We start from the raw sequence: 17,926 nt of genomic DNA, 5'->3' as shown, positions 1-17,926 counted from the left end.
CGCCCATTTGTTGATGGTCTGAAATCAGATGCCCCGCTGATTTGGTTGATGAAAGACTCTTCTAAAAGCAAGATACAACCGTTCTCGGTTGAAAAACAGCGGCTGTTTGAACAATTGCTCAGGGACAGTGGGATCGCCCTGCCTCCCCGGCTGCCGATTCCGAACCGGAGCGCGGCTGAACCCTGCCGGCTGACGCCGGCGCAGGAGCGCCTCTGGAAAGCCTGGCATGCTGACCCGCGCCGCATCGGCCAGAATGAAGTGGTAAGGCTTCGCCTCTCAGGGTCTCTCAATGTCACGGCCCTGGACGAGGCCCTCAACAGCCTGGTCAGGCGGCATGAACTTCTGCGCACGAGGTTTGTCGAGAGCGACGGCCTTCTAGTTCAGCAGGCCGCGGCGTCTGTGAACCTGGAAGTCAGCCTCGCCGATTTAAGCCGCCTGCCGGCCTCCGCGCAGGTCACTAACTGCGAGCGGCTGTGCGGCGAGCAGGCCGACATGGTCTTTGCCCTTGAGCGACTGCCGCTGTTCAGCAGCCGCCTCATCGCGTTGAGCTCGCATGAGCAATTGTTGATGCTGACCCTGCATCAGATCATCTGCGACGACTGGTCGAAGAAGATCCTGGTGGATGAACTGAGCCGATCATACGAATCGATCACGGCGGGGGTCCCTTGCAGCTTGAACGAACTGGAGGTCGGCTACGGCGATTTTGCGATGTGGCAGAGGAGCCGCTTCGAGGCCGGCGACTTCGATCTGGACCTTGAGTATTGGCGGCAACAACCGGCAGGGGGATTGCCGCACGGGCGCTTGAGCGCGCGCGGCGGTCGAGAGGCGGTGAGCGGGTCAGTAAAGCGGCATAAAGTGAACCTCGGCGAGGCGGCGAGCCGGCATGTTCGACGGACGGGCCGCCGCGAGGGCCTGACTCCCTACATGATCCTCCTCACCGGCTGGCAGGTGCTGCTCAGCCGCTACAGCGGGCAGGAAGAGGTGGCCGTCGGCACGATGGTCGCGAACCGCAACCGCACCGAACTGCGATCCCTGGTCGGGCCGCTCTCCAACCTCCTGCTGATCAAGCTCGACCTGAGCGGCAATCCCAGCTTTCGCGTCATATTTCGCAGGCTGAAGGAGAGCCTGATCGAAGCCTTTGAGCACCAGGAAATCCCCCGCGAATGGGTTGTCGCCGACCCCGCGGTGGATTGCCCCCTCGATGTGACCTTCGCTATGGAAGATGCCGAAGCATTGACGTACCAGGCCGGCGACCTGAAGATCCTCGAAGAAGAGCCGGAGACCGGCGCATGTCATGGCCATCTGGCCCTTGTCCTGAGAGAAACGGAGCGGGTCATCGAAGGCAGGATCGAATACGACAGCGGCTTATTCGACCAAGAGGAGATAACTCAGATGGCCGCCGGCTACCAGAAGCTCATCGAGGTGATGCTTGCAGACCTCGACTGTCGGATTATGAATATGCCGCCACTGGCCGTTTGACACGCGCCAGCCGGACGACGCCCGTCCCTGACGTGAAGAGCGGCGGCGCAGCGCCCAACCATGTCGGTGTAGGTTTTATGACATTCTTCAATAGGACAGAAGGATCGGTTTCCCACGCCTGGATTAGCTTCCCGAAGCCAAACCCGGCCGCCGCGCTGCGCTTGTTCTGCTTCCCCTACGCGGGCGGAGGAAGTAACGTATATTACAGATGGGCGAGCCGCTTGCCTGATCAGGTCGAACTATGTCTGGTGCATCTGCCCGGGCGGGAGCGCCGCCTCCAGGAGACGCCCTTTGACCGCTTGTCGCAGTTGGTGCAGGCGCTTGAGCGTCCATTGCTCCCTTATTTAGATCGCCCCGCCGCCTTCTGGGGGCACAGCATGGGCGGGTTGATCTGTTTTGAACTTGCCCGACACCTCCGCAGGGCTTATGGCCTGCGACCGGCCCAGTTGTTCATCTCGGCGGCGGGCGCGCCGCGTCGCCTGCGCTGGCCTGACTCGGTACAGAATCAGCAGCCGCTTCAGTTTCTCGACGAGGTGCAACGTCTCAACCAGATGAGCCGGTTGACGCCGGACATGGCGGCGCTCGTGCAATTAATGCTGCCGGCGCTAAAGGCCGACCTGGCGCTGTGTGCGAGCTATTGCTATGAGCCAGAGCCGCCGCTGGATTGTGCGATCAGCGCCTTCGGCGGACTTGACGACCAGCAAGTGACGGGCGAAGACCTGGACGCATGGCGGGAAGAGACGACCGGGCGATTCGCGCTGCGCCTGTTCGGCGGCGACCACTTCTTTATTCACAGCGCCGAAACCGAGGTCTTGAAGGCGCTGTCTGAAGAACTCATGCGGCTGGCACAGCCCCTCTGAGCCATTGCTCAAGGCTCATACCCGATGCGCCGCAGCAGGTCGATGAAGCGCGCGTCGCCGCGAAACGGGTAAAAGACCGGTTGAACGTCGAGAAAGACGAGCTTGTTGGAACGCTCCTCGTAAGCCTTTTCAAGCCAGTCGAACATCTCGTCGGCCTCACCGAGGCCGGCGCAAACGACCGCCATAGAGAAGGGCGAAATATACTCCTGGCCGGACAGCCGCTTCAGCTTATTGAGGACGTCGAGAGCCTGCTGCCGCCGGTTTGACAAGCCGTAAACATGACCCAGGTATGGCAGGACCGATTTTTCTTCCCACATCGCCAGCCCCTGCTCGTAACTCTCGATGGCCTGCTCATAGCTCCCCAATCGCGTGTAGACATCGGCCAGCGCCACACGGGTCAGGCCGAAGGACGGGTCTTCCTCCAGCGCTTCGTGGTACTGCCTGATGGCCTGCTCGTATTGGCCGGAGTAGTAGTAGGGGAAGCCGATTGTGGTCTTGATGAGCGGGGAAACCGGGTCGATTTCCTGCGCCCTGTGCATACTCGCCAGAGCTTCGTCGAAGCGGCTCATGGCGATCAGGTACAGGCCGTATGACTGGTGCGCGGCGGCGTAATTCGGGTTGGCTTGGATGGCGCGCTTAAATTCTTCTTCGGCACCCGCCCAGTCCCAGTCATAAAAGAATAGGGCAGCCGCCAGCGGCAAGCGCGCCTCGGCCAGTTGGTCGTCGAGCTGCAACGCTTTTCTGGCCTTGGTTTTGACTTTCGTCATTGCCTCGTAAGAGCGCATGTGCCCATAGAAGCACATGGAAATATAAGTGTCGGCGATGCCGGCATAAGGCAAGGCGTAATCAGGCTCTAGTTTGATGGCATGCTCGAACAGGGCGATCCCTTTGTTGAATCCCTCTTTCGTCCACTTGCTCCAAAGATAGCGGCCCTTGAGGTAGTAGCGATAAGCTTCCGAATTCTTGGTGTGGTGCTTGGTCAGCCGCACCCGTTGGGCGCTGGTCAGCTTAAGGGTCAGGGCTTCGACAACCAACCCCGATATGATGTCCTGAATGGCGAAGATGTCGGTGACCTTCTCGTCAAACTTGCCCGCCCACAGGGGCGCGCCGTCTTCTGTGTTGACCAGTTGGACTGTGACACGAATGCGGTCGCCGAAACGCTGGATGATGCCGTCCAGAAGTAACTGGACCTTCAACTCGCTGCCGGCGGCGCAGAGGTCAACATCCGGCCGGTCGTATTTCAAAATGGCGCTGCTCGGGCGGACGGTGACCTCTTCAATGTTGCTCAAACGGGTGATCAGGGCGTCGGCCATGCCGATGCCGAAATACTCGCTGCCGGTGTCGCTGGTCAGCACCTTGAAGGGCAGGACGGCGACAGACTTGGCCGTCCGGCTGCCGTTTCGGGCTTCGGTCACCTGTCCGCCGGGACTCGGCGCGACCTCTTCGACCTCGGCGACAAAGCGGTAGCCGTACTTCGGCACGGTCTCGATGTAACGCGTCCCGAGCGGGGTTTCGCCCAGAACCTTTCTGAGGATGAATACATTCTGTGCCAGCGTGGCCTCTTCGACAAAGCTGTCGGGCCAGATGCTCTTCATCATCTCTTCTTTTTGAAGAACGCGGCCATTGTGTTGAACTAGCAGCGCGAGCGTTTCAAAAGCTTTATGAGTGAGCGGCACGACTCCACCGTCGCGCGTCAGCAGGCGCTGTCCGGTGTCGAGGGTGAACGGGCCGAATCGGTAGATCTGTTTTATGTAGATAAACTCAATCGCCGCCTTTACCATAGATACTCCTGGCATAGCTAAATCGAGAATTGAGAAATTTAAACCGGACGCAGAAGATGGACACGCCTGAGGTTATCAATAAGTTAAATCAGGGGGGATACTCAGTAGTGATGGGCCTACCGCTCTGTCGATGCCAGGATTAAAGCCAGTGGAGACGTCTCCAAGCGTAACTGCCTTCAAGCCGGACGACGCCAGATCAGTCCCAACCTTCACTGGCCCTGATCAATTCGGAAGCAGCGTATCATGCCAGACATTCCGGCTGTATCGCCGCCCGCGAGTTCGATCCTTACCCCTCTCAAGCGTATACCGAATCGCATTTTACAGTAAACCCACAGACGCTACAAGAGCATTTCAGGATTGAGATGGGCCGTAAGCTGCACAGCGACTACTTGTTAAAAAATCACAACAACTTCGCGGCCAGATCGGTCGCCGGAGGTCAGAACGCGCGCGCCTATGAAACGACTAGACCGCTACGATCTCACTGCCCTTGAGCAACTCTGCTCGCAAGCGACCGACCGCAGGACGCGCCAGCGCCTGAAGTCTATCTACTTACGCGGCCAGGGGATGGCCCCGACCGAAATCGCCCGCATTCTGGGCCGCTCGCCAAAAACCGTACGCACTTGGATCAAACAATTCAACCTTGCCGGGCCTGAAGCGCTAAAGTACAAGCATACGGGCGGACGCACCGCAAAGTTGAACCCTGAGCAGGAGGCGGCGCTGCTGACTGCCATCAAAGAAGGCCGCCCGGATGGCCGCCGCTGGACGCTGAAGGCCCTGGCTGAAAAGGTCCTTGCAGAGTACGGCGTCCGCCTGTCGCAGCAGCAAATCTCCGCGCGCCTCCGGCGGCACGGACTCAGCCGATTTCTCTCGAAATCGGCGCGAAAGCAAAATGCCGCAGGCCACGCGAGCGGGCCCGACCCTGCCCGGCGTCGCGATAAAGACGCATGAAGAAGGTTTAAAAAACTTTGAATGGAAATTGATGTAGGCTTCAAGACTTCCGACTCGCGATTGGCTATTTTCTCTTTGGCGGCAGAGTGATCGTAAAGGTCGGCTCATTGCCGCTGGACCAGGCCCTTCAGTCGCGGCTGCGGGCGGACGCCCAGGCCGTATCGCCCGGTCAGCATCCATACATAGCCCTTTAAGGCAGGCACACAAGACGGTGCAACATGCGGTAGCCTGTTCACCTTTGATAGGGCTGAAACGCGAAACGCAAAGCGGCACGCGAGGCGGTGCAACATGCGGTAGCCTGTCGCCGGCTGGCCCTCAACTTCCTTTCGCACACCAATGATGACCAGGCGCGCAACGGCTTCGCCGAGGCCGTCGCCGACCGCCGGCCCATTGAGTCCTGACTCGGCGCGCGCCTGGAGCCCCGGCGTCGCGCTTGATTGCGCGGGGCGCAGTTCCCACGCGGACCCAGATTCCCTGACCATCTTATGGCAAGAATGGTATTCATCCCGTTCCCCGAAACCGGGCACCTGTACGCCAGCTTTAAGCTGGCCCGGCAATTAAAGGCGCTCGGCCACGAGGTCACCTATCTGGGAATCTCGGATTTTGAAGCGCCCGTGCGGCTTCAGCAGTTCCAATTCCAACCGCTGTTTCCTGACACCATCGCGAAAGGGTTCATCAGTCAGCACGTCGCCAGCCGCGAGGTCGAACCTTTTGCGGCCATCCTAACCGCCGCCCAGCGAGGGCGGCAGGCCGCTGACCTGATGGCGGAATTGGCGCAGACTGTAACCAGCCTGCGGCCAAACGTACTGGTCATCGACTTGCTGCTTTCGATGGTGGCCTTGCTGTCCAAGCAGCTCAAGCTCGCCAGCGTCTTTCTGAACACGCAGTTTTACGACCCGTGGGAAGACGCGCGCAAAGCCGCAGACTACCGGCGGCTTCTGGACGTCCCGGAACTGATTTTGTGTCCGCAGGAATTCGACTTCCCGCGCGCCCGCATGCGAGACAACTGCCATTATGTCGAGGCTTCCATTGACCAGCAGCGGCGGGACGTCGCTTTCCCCTGGGAGCGGCTCGACCTCCACAGGCCGGTGATCTACTGCTCGCTGGGCAGCCAGAGCCATTTGATCACCGGCGGTCGGAAGGTCTTACAGACCGTCATCGACGCCATCTCGGCGCGCCAGGACTGGCAGTTGGTTCTGACCACTGGCGCGCACTTGAACCCCGAAGACTTCGGTGATGTCGCGCCCAACATCATCCTTGTCAATCGCGCGCCGCAGCTAGAGGTCTTACAGAAAACCACGCTGATGATCACACACGGCGGGTTTAACACGGTCAAGGAGTGCATCTTCTATGGCGTTCCCATGCTGGTATTCCCGCTGATTCGCGACCACCCGGCGGTCGCCGCTCGCGTCGTCCATCATGGACTCGGGCTGCGGGGAAACATCAATCAGATATCGGTCGAGATGATCCATTCGATGATCGACGAGATCGCACGCACCCCCTCTTTCCAGACGCGGTGCAGGCAAATGGGAGAATGCTTCAAGCAACGTGAAGCGGCAGCCGATGCCGTCCGCCTGGTACTCTCCCAGCTACGCCCTGAAGCGGCCGGGCCGGCGAACGAGGCCGCCGCGGCCTTCTCGCCGAAGCGGCGCACCGCAAACTGACGGTGATGCAGAAACGAAGGCCGCCCATCGTCTGCCCATTCAGAGAACCTTTATGACGACAGCAAGAGAGGAGATCGAGCGCCGCCGCGGCCGCCTCGCCATGCGGCGGGCCAGCCTGCCATCGGAAAAACAGGCGGCGCTATTGGGCCGGTTGCAAGTCGCCGCGCCGGAGGATTCCCGCCCCGGCAGTATCCCCCCGCGCCCGCCCGATCAGCCGATACCGCTCTCGTTTGCGCAGGAGCGGCTGTGGATATGGGATCAGTTAAATCCCGGCAGCGTGACTTACAACATATCGCTGGCCGGGCAGATCAGCGGGCGGCTCAACGTGTCGGCGATGAGCCAGGCGCTTAACGAGGTTATCAGGCGGCACGAATCCCTGCGCACCAACTTTGTAAGCGAGGATGGTCAAGCCGTCCAGGTGATTGCCGCCGCACGACAGCAGCCGCTGCCGACCGTTGATCTCGAAGGATTGAGCGAGCCTGAGCAGGAGGCCGTCACTCGCCGGCTGGCCGCAGAAGAGGCCCGTCGGCCCTACGATTTGGCCGAAGATTCGCTCTTGCGGGTCAGCTTGATTAAGAATAAGCGATGCTATGCGGTGTTGCGGACGATGCACCACATCGTCTCTGACCTGTGGTCGGGCGAGATATTTATGCGGGAACTGGGAATGCTCTACCAGACCTATGGCACGGGCATGCCGTCGCCGATGGCCGACTTGCCAATACAGTTTGCCGACTACAGTCATTGGCAGCGGCAGTGGTTACAGGGCGACGTGCTGGCCGGCGAGCTCGCCTACTGGAAACAACAACTGGAGGGCATCCAAGCCCTGGATTTGCCGACCGACCGGCGGCGCTCAGACAGGCGCACCTACCGGGCGGCTACTGAAGGGCTGACGCTGTCGGCGGAACTGACCGAAGGGCTCCGCGCCCTGAGCCAGCGCGAGGGGGTGACGCTGTTCGTCGTCCTTCTGGCGGCGCTCAAGGTCCTGCTCTGCCGCCACAGTGGGCAGCAAGATATCGCCGTCGGCACGGTGTTAGCGGGCCGCAGCCGCATCGAGACGGAGCCGCTGATCGGCTTCTTCCTGAACACGGTGGTGATGCGGTCGAAGCTTCCCAGCGACATGACGATCCGCGAGGCCATAGGCCATGTGCGCGAGGTCTTTCTGGGAGCGCAGGCGCATCAGGATTTGCCTTTCGAGCGACTGATTGAGGAGTTGAAGCCTGAGCGTAGCCTGAGCTACGCGCCGCTGTTCCAGGTCATGTTCTCGATGTCGAGCGCCCCGCCCGCCGCCGACCAGAAGAAGTCCTCGCCCTTTGCGGAATTGCGCTTCAGCGGCCTCGCCGGCAAGCAGCAGGCGAAGTTTGATGAGGCCAAGTTCGACCTGACCGTGACGATGGCCGAGATGCCGGACCGGATCGGCGTGTCGTTCGAATACAACACCGACCTGTTCGACGCCACGACCGTCCAGCGCATGGTCAGGCACTACGCGACCTTGTTGACGCAGGCGGTCGCCGACCCCGACCTGCCATTGGTCGCCGTCGAGGTGTTATCCGCAGCGGAGAAGCACCGGCTGTTGATCGAATGGAATCAGGCCGTGGGCGTTTACCGGCGAGACCGTTGCTTGAGTGAAGTATTCGAGGCGCAGGTGGCGCAGACGCCCGAGGCGATTGCCATCGAAGATGACGAGCGGCAGTTGACCTATGGCGAGCTGAACCGGCGGGCCAATCAACTGGCGAACTACCTGCGCGGGTTCCAGGCGGGGGCCGAGAGCTTTGTCGGCATTTGTATGCCGCGCTCGGTCGATCTAGTGGTCGCCATCCTCGGCACCTTGAAAGCGGGCGCGGCCTTTATCCCTATGGACCCTTCGCAGCCTGACCAGCGGCTGCGCTTCCTGATTGAAGATTCCGGCGCGGCCCTCGTCCTAAGCTTGCGGCGGCTGGCCGGACGAATCCCCGCCGAACGTGCGCAGGCCATCTGCCTGGACACCGATTGGCAATTGATCTCCGAAGCGCCTTCATCGAACCTCGATTCGCCGGCTGGGGGTGACAATGCGGCCTATGTGATCTACACGTCGGGCTCGACGGGGACGCCCAAAGGTGTCGTCGCGTCGCACACGGCGACGCTGAACCGGCTGGAATGGATGTGGGCCGAACACCCGTTTCAGCCAGGCGACATCTGCTGCCAGAAGACGATCATTAGCTTTGTCGATTCAATCTTTGAAACCCTGGGGCCGCTTCTTCAGGGGGTGCGGCTGAGTATCATCCCCGAAGAAGCGGTCAAGGACCCGACGCGGCTGATTCGCAATCTGGGCAGCCGGCAAGTGACGCACATCGTCCTGGTGCCTTCTTTGTTGCGGATGCTTTTTGAAAGCGGCCAGGAGCTTGCAACGCAGATTCCTGCCCTCAGGTTCTGGGTGACCAGCGGCGAATACTTCAGCCCCGATCTGGCCGAAGCCTTCCAGCACCGGCTGCCACGAAGAGAGCTATTGAACTCGTATGGGGCGTCGGAAGTTGCTGCTGATGTCACCTACTTCAATCTCAAGACATGGCGCGGCGGCACCTCGCCCGTGGCGATAGGCCATCCCATCTCGAGCACGAGCGTCTACCTGCTGGACCGCAACGCCAACCCCTGCCCTCTCGGCGCGCACGGCGAGCTCTACGTCGGCGGGCTAGCGCCGGCCAGAGGCTACCTGGGTAAGCCCGACCTGACGGCAGACCGCTTTGTCCCGGACCACCTGGGCGGCGTTGCCGGCGGCAGGCTTTACCGAACCGGGGACATCGCGCGCTGCTTGCCGGATGGCGGAATCGAATACCTCGGCCGCCGCGATTTTCAGGTCAAGATACGCGGCTTCCGTATCGAGCTCGGCGAGATCGAAACCGCCTTGAGCCAACACCCTGATGTTGAGCAGGCGGTGGTGATTGCCGGCGACAGCCAGCTCGGCGACCCAAGGTTAAGGGCCTACGTCGTCGCCAGGCCAGGCGTCGCGCTGGCCGACAAGCCGTTGATCAGCTATTTGAAGGAGCGGTTGCCCGACTACATGGTTCCTGCCGGCCTGGTGATCGTCGAGCGCCTGCCGTTGACGCCAAACGGCAAGGTGGATCGCATCGCCCTGGCGAAAATGGCCCCTGCCGCTACCGCCGCGCCGGGGCAAGAGACGGCCCCCCGCACCCTGCTGGAGATGCAACTCATGCAGATGTGGGAAAAAGTGCTCGGGGTCGCATCTGTAGGGGTCAGGGATAATTTCTTCAGCCTCGGCGGCACGTCGATGTCGGCGGTCAGGCTGGCTTCCCAGATCGAAAAGCAATTCGGCCAGCGGTTGACCCTCAACGTCCTGATGCAGGAGGGGAATATCGCCAACCTGGCGAAGCTGTTGCAGGAGAAGGTGACACCGCGCCGTTATTCGCCACTCGTGGCACTCCACCGCGAGGGGAGCCGCCCGCCGCTATTCTTCGTCCACGCCATCGGCGGCGAGGTCTTGGAGTATTACCAGCTCGCCCGGCTGCTCGGCGACGACCAGCCTTTCTACGCGCTGCAAGCCCCTCTCGGGGCCGCGCCGGTTGACGACAACCGGTCCCTGGAAGAAGTGGCGACTCGGTACCTCGACGCCATCCGCGAAGTTCAACCCGCGGGGCCTTACTGGCTGGGGGGATTCTCCTGGGGCGGCGCCGTGGCCTTTGAAATGGCCCAACAACTGACCCGCCAAAATCAGCCGGTCGGCTTGCTGGCTCTCGTCGACTCGGTCGCGCCGTGGTCGGCTCGCGTGAAGCCGCGCCATGAGGACGAGGCCGTCTTCCTGTTAAAGGCTTTGCAGGCTCTGGCCCCGGCCGAGGAACGGGACCTCTTTGTCCGCGAAGAAGGGCTGGCGTCGCTCAATCGTGTCGAACTCTACAGCCACGCGCTGGAGCGCTTGCAGCGCTGGGGGCTTATCGCCGAGGGGCTTGAGCGGGAGAGCGGCCTGGCTTATCTGAGCAACTATGTGAAGGGCTATATGTCGCGCATCAAGGCGTTCGGCGAGTACGAGGCGAAGGTCTATCCCGGCAAGATCACCTTGTTTCAGGTCGAGTCGGAGACGGATAGGGAGGCCGCCTGGAGCCGCCTTTCCAGTGAGCCGCTGAGCCTGCGCGAGATCGCCGGCCCGCACTGGACGGTTATGCGAGAGCCGCAGGTGCGCGTGCTCGCCCAACAGATGAGAGACTGTCTTGAAGAGGCCGCCGCACTCCTGCCGGCCGCAGAAACGACCTAGACGATCACCGCCGCACGGGTGCCGCCTTGCCGCCCCACCGGGCAGAAACGAGGGACTTCGTTATGAGAATGAATTTGGCCGACGGGCCTATCGACGTCTTTACGATCAACCCGCGCACCACGGACCAGGTGCTGTATTGGCGAGATATTCAAACCGTCACGCGCCTGAGCCAGAAGTTCGATTGCACGGGCGTATTGATCTTCACGGGCAATGATGTCTATGTAGACCCCTGGCTCGTCGCCCATCAGTTACTTAACGAAACCGAGACGCTGTGCCCGCTGATTGCGGTCAACCCGGTCTACATGCATCCGTTTACCGCCGCCAAGATGATCTCGTCGTTTGCCTACCTTTATAAAAGGAAGGTCTATTTAAATCTGGTGACGGGCACGGCCCTGTCTTACCTGGAAGCCCTCGGCGACGGGCTGTCGCACGACGAGCGTTACGAGCGGCTTCAGGAGTACGTGCAGATTGTAAGCCTGCTATTAAGCGGCCCCGGCCTGGTGAACTTCTCCGGCAAATATTACCAGGTTTCCAACCTGTTTTTGCTGCCCAGCGTCCCCGCAGAGTTGTTCCCCGGATTCCTGATCGCCGGGCAGTCGGAAGCCGCGCAGCGGATCTGTGCGGAGGTCGGCGGCACGGGGATGCAGATGCTCAAGCCGCAACTTGAACAAGCCGTCACCAGTCAACGCGGCATCCACTTCGGCATCGTGACGCGTGGTAAAGAGTCGGAGGCATGGGAGGCGGCAAAGCGCCTCTACCCGGAGGATGAGGAGGGCCGCGAGGTTCTCGACTTCTCCATGGGCAACACCGATTCGGTCTGGAAGCGGGACCTGAAGGGCATCTCGGACGACCCGCGGTCGCTGCCGCCGAATTACTGGCTGACGCCTTTTCGCAACCTCAAGGCCGACTGTCCGACCGTCGTCGGCGATTACGAGTACGTCGCCGGCCTCCTGGTCCGCCTCATAGAGCGCGGCATACGCACGTTCATCCTGGAGATCGCGCCGCAGGAGCAGGAGTTCTACCACATCAACGTCGCTTTCGAGATGGCGGCCAAACGCATCTTTTCCGGCGACGGCGCTCTTGCGGCGCGTCCGCGGGAGGCGGTCGAGCCGGACGCCTTCGCCGGCTGAACGGCAGTCTCTAGCGGAGCGGCGCGCCCTGGGTGGCCCGCCTTTTCTGCGCTTCAACCCTCCTTGAGTCATGGCGGCGCGCCGCCGCGCCAGACCGTAAAGGGCTTAATTGATGAAAGTCATCCGCGATCTATTCCGAGTCTTCCCGGTCCTGTTCCACTGGTCTCGCCAGGTTAACGGGTCGCGGCGGACCGTGGTTCTGATCATCGCCTCCGGCGTATTGGCCGGGCTTGGCAATACGGCGCTGATCGGCGTCATCAACGCCATCCTGCTGGGCGCGCCGGGCTCGCGCATGCGGCTGCTGGCGATGTTCGTCGGGCTGTGCCTCTTCATCCCTGCGAGCGCCTACATCTCGCAGGTCCTGCTGGTCCGCCTGACGGCCAGGGCGGCCTACGACATCAGACGGCGATTGTGCCGGCAGATGCTTTCAGCGCCCTTCCGGGTGCTCGAAGAACTCGGAACGCACCGCCTGTTCGCCACGCTCACCGACGACATATCGGCGGTGACGACGACCATCTCCAGCCTGCCGGTCCTGCTGGCCCAACTGGCGATCATCGCCGGCTGCCTGGCCTACCTGGGCTGGCTCTCGCGCCCGCTTCTGCTGTCGGTGATCATTTACATGGCGGTCGGCATTCTCAGCTATCAGGTCCCCTTTGCAAAGGCGCTGACTCATTTCCGGGCCTTGCGCGAGGAGTGGGACGCGCTGTTCAAGTCGCTGCGCGCGCTGACGGATGGGAGCAAGGAATTGAAGCTCCATGGCGCGCGCCGCCGGGCCTTCTTCGCCCAGCAGCTCGACCCCGACATGGAGGCGATTCGCCGGCTCAGCGTCAGCGGCAGCTCTTACAGTTTCGCCGCCGCCAATTTGGGGCAAGTCCTGTTCTTCATCTTCATCGGGCTGGTCTTGTTCGTCTCGCCGATCTTCTTCAGTGTAGACCGCCATGTGCTGACCGGCTACGCGCTGACGATTCTCTATATGAATGGACCGCTGGCGGCGGTCCTGAACACGCTGCCTAACCTGGGGCGGGCGCAGGTGGCCTTCCGAAAAATCGAGGCGCTCGGCCTCTCACTGGGGAACCAATCGTCGGAACCCGAAGCCGCGCCACTGTCCGGGCCGGCACCGCCCTGGAGGCGGCTTGACCTGATCGGCATCACGCATCAGTACAAGTCCGATCAAGGGGCACACAGCTTCACCGTCGGCCCGCTCGACCTATCCTTCCGCCCCGGCGAGCTAATCTTCCTGATCGGCGGCAATGGCAGCGGCAAGACGACGCTGGCGAAGCTGCTCGCCGGTCTTTACGCCCCGGAGTCGGGAGAGATTCGGCTGGACGGGGCCCCGGTGGCGAACCACAACCGCGACCAGTACCGCCAGAATTTTACCGCCATCTTTTCCGATTACTTTCTATTTGATCGCCTGCTGGGGATCGATTCGGAGAACCAGAGTGCAAGGGCACAGTACTACCTGACCCGGCTGCAACTGGACCACAAAGTCGAGGTCGCCGACGGGCGGCTCTCTTCGCTCGACCTGTCTTCGGGGCAGCGAAAGCGGTTGGCGCTGCTGACGGCCTACCTTGAAGACCGTTCACTCTACATCTTCGACGAGTGGGCCGCCGACCAGGACCCCGTGTTCAAGCGATTCTTCTATTGCGAAATCCTGCCCGAGCTTAAGGCGGCGGGTAAAACGCTCATCGTCATCAGCCACGATGACCGCTTCTACCATCTCGCCGACCGCATCATTAAGCTGGAGAGCGGCCAACTGGAGTACGACAAACGCCCGGAGCCGTCGGGGCGAATGGAAAGGGAGATGGCTACGCCGACCGCCTAGCCGCCCGCCGCGCCGCGCGCCGAGCCGCACGGCGCGCAAACGACTGATCACGGCTCCATCGCCTGGAGCCACCAGATGAACATCTCAATTACGGAGGTTGAAAAGATGAGCTGGAACGATGCCGACAGAGAAGACACGACCATCTACAAGGTCGTCGTGAATCATGAAGAACAATACTCGATATGGCCGGAGTACAAAGAGAACCCCCTCGGGTGGCGCGACGCCGGAAAGGTCGGGCCGAAAGCCGACTGCCTGGCCTATATCAAAGAAGTGTGGACCGACATGAGGCCGCTCAGCCTGCGCAAAAAGATGGAGGAGATGGCTAAGAATCCGCCGCCGCCCGCCGCGCCCGCGCCCGCCGCGCCTGAGGAGAAGAGCCTGGTCGAGCGCCTTTGCGAAGCCGACCACCCGGTCGAAGCCGGCCTGCGCCCCGAAAGGACGGTGAAGCTGTTTAAGGAGGCCATTGACCGAAATTACGTTCACATCAAGTTCACCGACACGAGGGGGGGCACGGAACTCGGCGTCAGGTTGGACCGTGAGGCTTGCGATTTCAGCCGGGCCGATTTCGACCAAGGCAGCGGCCCCGTCCACCTCGAAGGTGGTCTTTCGCTCGATTACGTTAAGGTCAGGTGCATTGCCGACATCGACTTGAGCACCCTGGCAGGCACCGGACACCTCGCAAGGGTGGAGGCCGGTGCCGGAGATTGAGCCGGCGGCGCACGTCGCGTGCGACCTGCCATTGCCGGGAATCTGGCCGGCGCGGGCGTCGGCCTGCCCGAGCCAATCGCCGGCAGAAGAACACAGACCAGTCGCCTGAAGACGGATTTGTTGTTAAGGAGGGAGTATGCAAGATTTGGGATTAATCGAGGCGGTCAAGGCCGGCGACCTCGCCGAAGTGGACAGGCTGATCGGGGCCGGAGCTGACCTGAACCAGCAGGACGAGCAGGGATGGACCCCGCTCAATTTCGCCGCGGGGAAGGGAGACCTGGAGCTGGTCAAGCGGCTGGTCAATGGCGGCGCCGACGTCTTCAAAACCGGGCGTGACCACCGGACGCCCTACATGATCGCCCTGGCCGCCGGTCGGCTGTCGGTGGTCAAGTTCCTCAGAGAGGTTGAAGACAGCTACCCCGGGGAGAAGCCCGCCCGCCCGCCGCGCCAATACTGTAAGGCTTATCACCTGGGAGATCTCAGGCAGTACCCGGCCTGGAGCGAAGGGCGGATCAACTGGAAGCAGAAGCCTAACGGCCAGGGCAGCGAAGCCGCCTTTGACGAGGAAAGCGTTGTTTTCATTCACCAGGATTTCACGGTTACCGAGTCGATGTGGCACAACGAGAACGTCATCTTCAATCAGGTCACCCCGGACTGGGAAGCGTTTTGTGTCGGCACCCTGCAATTCAGGGTGCCGGACGATATTGACCTGATCGCCACTGCCGAAGCCCACGGCTGAGCTGACCGCGCCGGCTCGCAAAGCCCGGTTGTTCTGGCCGTGGCGGCGCACGGCGGGCCGAGGTCGCTCGAATCTTCAATTCCAGTTTCAGCGGAGAACCCCATGAAGAAACATCAGCTATGCTTCTGTCTGGCGCTTGGCTTAGCGGCCATAGCGCTGTCCATGCAGTGGGCCTGCGCGCGCTCGGTCGCCATGAGGGCGCAGGCAAAATCCGGCACCCTGGAGGTGGCCGGGCTGCGCGCCGACGTGACCGTCAGGCGCGACGAACGCGGCGTCCCACACGTCGAGGCGGCGAATCAGGATGACCTGTACTTTGCCCAAGGCTATGTGGTGGCTTCTGACCGCCTCTGGCAGATGGATTTGCTGCGCCGCACGGCAGCCGGGGAGCTGGCCGAAATTCTTGGACAGAATGCGCTCGAAGAGGACAAGCGGCGGCGGGCCTTTGGCTTCGCGGCGCTCGCCGAGCAACTGGTCGGGCGATTGTCTCCGCCCGTGCGCGCCTCGCTGGAAGCTTACGCGAACGGGGTGAATGCCTACATCGCTGCGCTGGACAAGGACAGCCTGCCGCTAGAGTTCCGCACGCTTCAATACAAGCCGCGGCCCTGGCGTCCGGCAGACTCGCTGATGATCGGTAAACTGTTTGCTGAGACACTGAGCAGCACCTGGCAGACGGATATGATGCGCGACGCCTTCGCCGGCCTGCCGCCCGAACGCGTGAACGACCTGTTGCCCAGCACCTCGCCGCTCGACCTCATCATGGTCGGCAGCGATAAGGCGGTCAACAAGCGTGTAGCCGTCAATGATCGCCCGCCCGCCCGCCCTGACCGCGCCGCGTCGGCGGAAATGCTCAGCGAGATTTCCGAGATCACCGAAACTCTGAACCGCTCGTTGCAGCGCGTAGGGGTTTACGCGGAGGACTTGGCGGCCAGCAACAACTGGGTGGTGAGTGGACGGCACAGCGTGACCGGCAAGCCGCTTCTGGCTAACGACCCGCACCTGCAACCTTCGGCACCATCCATCTGGTATATGATCGAGTTGAGCGCGCCCGGCCTACACGTCGCCGGGGTCACCGTCGCCGGCAACCCAGGCGTCTTCATCGGCCACAATGACGCCATCGCCTGGGGCATCACCAACGTTGAGGCCGACGTCCAGGATGTCTACCTTGAAAAGTTCGACCCCGACAACCCGCGGCGCTATCAGAGCCCGACGGGGTGGCGCGAGGCCGAAACGCGCTCTGAGGAGATAAAGGTCAGAAAGAGCCCGACCGACCCGGCCGCCGAGCCGGTCGCGGTCGAGGTCGTGGTGACGCGGCACGGGCCGGTCCTGCTCGAAAAAGATGGCGCACGCTATGCGGTGGCTTGGCCGACGCTCGACCCGGCGGCGAACGAGTTTGAGGCCTACTACCAGATCAACCGGGCGCGCAACTGGAACGAATTTCGGACGGCGCTGAGCGGCTATACGGGCTTCCCCCTGAATTTCATCTACGCCGATGTCAACGACCACATCGGTTACTGGGCGGCGGGTCGCTACCCGATCCGGAAGACAGGTCACGGCACCACTCCTTACGATGGGGCGACCGACGCGGGCGATTGGACCGGATACATCCCCTTTGACTCGACGCCGCATGTTTATGACCCGCCATCAGGGATCATCGTCACCGCCAACAATCGTCTGGTGGGCAGCGATTATCCCTACTACATCACCGACAACTGGGCCGCCCCCTACCGTGCCCGCCGTATCTACGAGCTGCTGACGGCCAAAGAGAAGCTGAGCGTCGAAGACTTCCGCGCCATTCAGGGCGATACCTACTCGTATCCGGACGCCGCCTTCGTCGCCGAGCTGGCCAGGATCGGGCAGCCGCTCCAGGAGAGCTCACCTGAATGGCAGGACCTGCTGGGCGCGCTGAAGGGGAGCGACGCGACACTGTCAGCGGATTCGAGCGCGCTCTCAGCCGCCATGCGCGATGCCTTGCTGCGGCGCATCCTCGCCGGCACGCTCGGCGACGAGCTGGCGAAGCGATACGCGTGGTCGGGTTCGGGCACCTTCTTGAATCGCGTCATCACGACGCAACCGCGCGAGTGGCTGCCCAAGGAATTTGACTCCTACCAGGCGCTCTACCTGGCCGTCTACAAGGACGCCCAGGAGTTGATCACGAAGCGGCTCGGCACCAACCGCGCGCAATGGACCTGGGGGCGCTTGGCGCAGGTGCGCTTCCAGCACCCGCTGGCCGGGCTGCCCTCGGTCGGCTCTAAGTTCGCCGTCGAGCCGGTGCCGCAGAACGGCGGCAACTACACAGTCAACCGCGGGGCGCTGGTCTCCATGCGCTTGATCGCCGACCTCAGTAACTGGGATGACACGCGACAGGGCATCCCGCTCGGCGAGTCGGGCGACCCGGCCAGCCCGCACTGGAAGGACCAGCTTGAGAGCTGGCAGACAGTCAAGCCGCCTGCCTTTGCTTTCAGCCGGGCGGCGGTGGCGGAAGCGACGAAAGAAACCCTGATTCTGGCGGCGCCCAAGGAAAAGCTGTAGAGCGGAATCGTGTCCGACATCCGGCG

The 17,926-nt window shown here is 62.0% G+C and carries 10 protein-coding genes and 1 pseudogene; 10 read left to right on the top strand and 1 reads right to left on the bottom strand.

Going from position 1 to position 17,926, the window contains the following annotated elements:
* Nucleotides 1-48: 48 nt before the first annotated feature.
* Together VJ464_24270 and VJ464_24265 are read left to right on the top strand one after the other, a co-directional pair.
* Entirely contained in the window at nucleotides 49-1,479 is a 1,431-nt protein-coding gene (locus tag VJ464_24270; protein ID HKQ08263.1) for a condensation domain-containing protein, read from the top strand.
* 32 nt (nucleotides 1,480-1,511) lie between these two features.
* Complete coding sequence (locus tag VJ464_24265; protein ID HKQ08262.1) at nucleotides 1,512-2,339, top strand: alpha/beta fold hydrolase; 828 nt, start codon at nucleotides 1,512-1,514, stop codon at nucleotides 2,337-2,339.
* A gap of 8 nt (nucleotides 2,340-2,347) precedes the next feature.
* Here VJ464_24265 and VJ464_24260 read toward each other — a convergent pair whose 3' ends face one another.
* Nucleotides 2,348-4,120: a winged helix-turn-helix domain-containing protein gene (locus VJ464_24260; protein ID HKQ08261.1), complete on the bottom strand. Its 1,773-nt coding sequence runs from the start codon at nucleotides 4,118-4,120 to the stop codon at nucleotides 2,348-2,350.
* A gap of 453 nt (nucleotides 4,121-4,573) precedes the next feature.
* Here VJ464_24260 and VJ464_24255 point away from each other — a divergent pair, with 453 nt between their 5' ends.
* The 8 genes and pseudogenes from VJ464_24255 to VJ464_24220 all read left to right on the top strand — a co-directional run bounded on the left by VJ464_24255 (nucleotide 4,574) and on the right by VJ464_24220 (nucleotide 17,900).
* Complete coding sequence (locus VJ464_24255; protein HKQ08260.1) at nucleotides 4,574-5,068, top strand: helix-turn-helix domain-containing protein; 495 nt, start codon at nucleotides 4,574-4,576, stop codon at nucleotides 5,066-5,068.
* A gap of 485 nt (nucleotides 5,069-5,553) precedes the next feature.
* Entirely contained in the window at nucleotides 5,554-6,732 is a 1,179-nt protein-coding gene (locus tag VJ464_24250; GenBank protein ID HKQ08259.1) for a glycosyltransferase, read from the top strand.
* A gap of 52 nt (nucleotides 6,733-6,784) precedes the next feature.
* Nucleotides 6,785-10,972 (top strand): amino acid adenylation domain-containing protein, encoded by a 4,188-nt coding sequence (locus VJ464_24245; protein ID HKQ08258.1) that lies wholly within the window; start codon nucleotides 6,785-6,787, stop codon nucleotides 10,970-10,972.
* A gap of 62 nt (nucleotides 10,973-11,034) precedes the next feature.
* Entirely contained in the window at nucleotides 11,035-12,102 is a 1,068-nt protein-coding gene (locus VJ464_24240) for an LLM class flavin-dependent oxidoreductase (protein ID HKQ08257.1), read from the top strand.
* 193 nt (nucleotides 12,103-12,295) lie between these two features.
* Nucleotides 12,296-13,924, top strand: a complete 1,629-nt coding sequence (locus VJ464_24235) for a cyclic peptide export ABC transporter (GenBank protein ID HKQ08256.1) — start codon at nucleotides 12,296-12,298, stop codon at nucleotides 13,922-13,924.
* Between the two features lie 105 nt (nucleotides 13,925-14,029).
* Nucleotides 14,030-14,254, top strand: a pseudogene (locus tag VJ464_24230) (MbtH family NRPS accessory protein).
* A 514-nt stretch (nucleotides 14,255-14,768) separates the two neighbouring features.
* Nucleotides 14,769-15,371, top strand: a complete 603-nt coding sequence (locus VJ464_24225) for an ankyrin repeat domain-containing protein (protein HKQ08255.1) — start codon at nucleotides 14,769-14,771, stop codon at nucleotides 15,369-15,371.
* Nucleotides 15,372-15,473: 102 nt separating this feature from the next.
* Nucleotides 15,474-17,900, top strand: a complete 2,427-nt coding sequence (locus tag VJ464_24220; protein ID HKQ08254.1) for a penicillin acylase family protein — start codon at nucleotides 15,474-15,476, stop codon at nucleotides 17,898-17,900.
* Nucleotides 17,901-17,926 lie beyond the last annotated feature (26 nt).

It is taken from the genome of Blastocatellia bacterium, from assembly GCA_035275065.1.
Lineage (GTDB): Bacteria > Acidobacteriota > Blastocatellia > UBA7656 > UBA7656 > DATENM01.
The sequence above is the reverse complement of the archived record's forward strand: the minus strand, read 5'-3'. Positions and strand labels throughout refer to the sequence as shown.

What these genes read in the sequence shown, in the direction of transcription:
- VJ464_24270 (HKQ08263.1), top strand. Translation starts at nt 49, where the DNA reads ATGAAAGACTCTTCTAAAAGCAAGATACAACCGTTCTCGGTTGAAAAA.
- VJ464_24260 (HKQ08261.1), bottom strand. Translation starts at nt 4,120, where the DNA reads ATGGTAAAGGCGGCGATTGAGTTTATCTACATAAAACAGATCTACCGA.
- VJ464_24255 (HKQ08260.1), top strand. Translation starts at nt 4,574, where the DNA reads ATGAAACGACTAGACCGCTACGATCTCACTGCCCTTGAGCAACTCTGC.
- VJ464_24250 (HKQ08259.1), top strand. Translation starts at nt 5,554, where the DNA reads ATGGCAAGAATGGTATTCATCCCGTTCCCCGAAACCGGGCACCTGTAC.
- VJ464_24245 (HKQ08258.1), top strand. Translation starts at nt 6,785, where the DNA reads ATGACGACAGCAAGAGAGGAGATCGAGCGCCGCCGCGGCCGCCTCGCC.
- VJ464_24240 (HKQ08257.1), top strand. Translation starts at nt 11,035, where the DNA reads ATGAGAATGAATTTGGCCGACGGGCCTATCGACGTCTTTACGATCAAC.
- VJ464_24225 (HKQ08255.1), top strand. Translation starts at nt 14,769, where the DNA reads ATGCAAGATTTGGGATTAATCGAGGCGGTCAAGGCCGGCGACCTCGCC.
- VJ464_24220 (HKQ08254.1), top strand. Translation starts at nt 15,474, where the DNA reads ATGAAGAAACATCAGCTATGCTTCTGTCTGGCGCTTGGCTTAGCGGCC.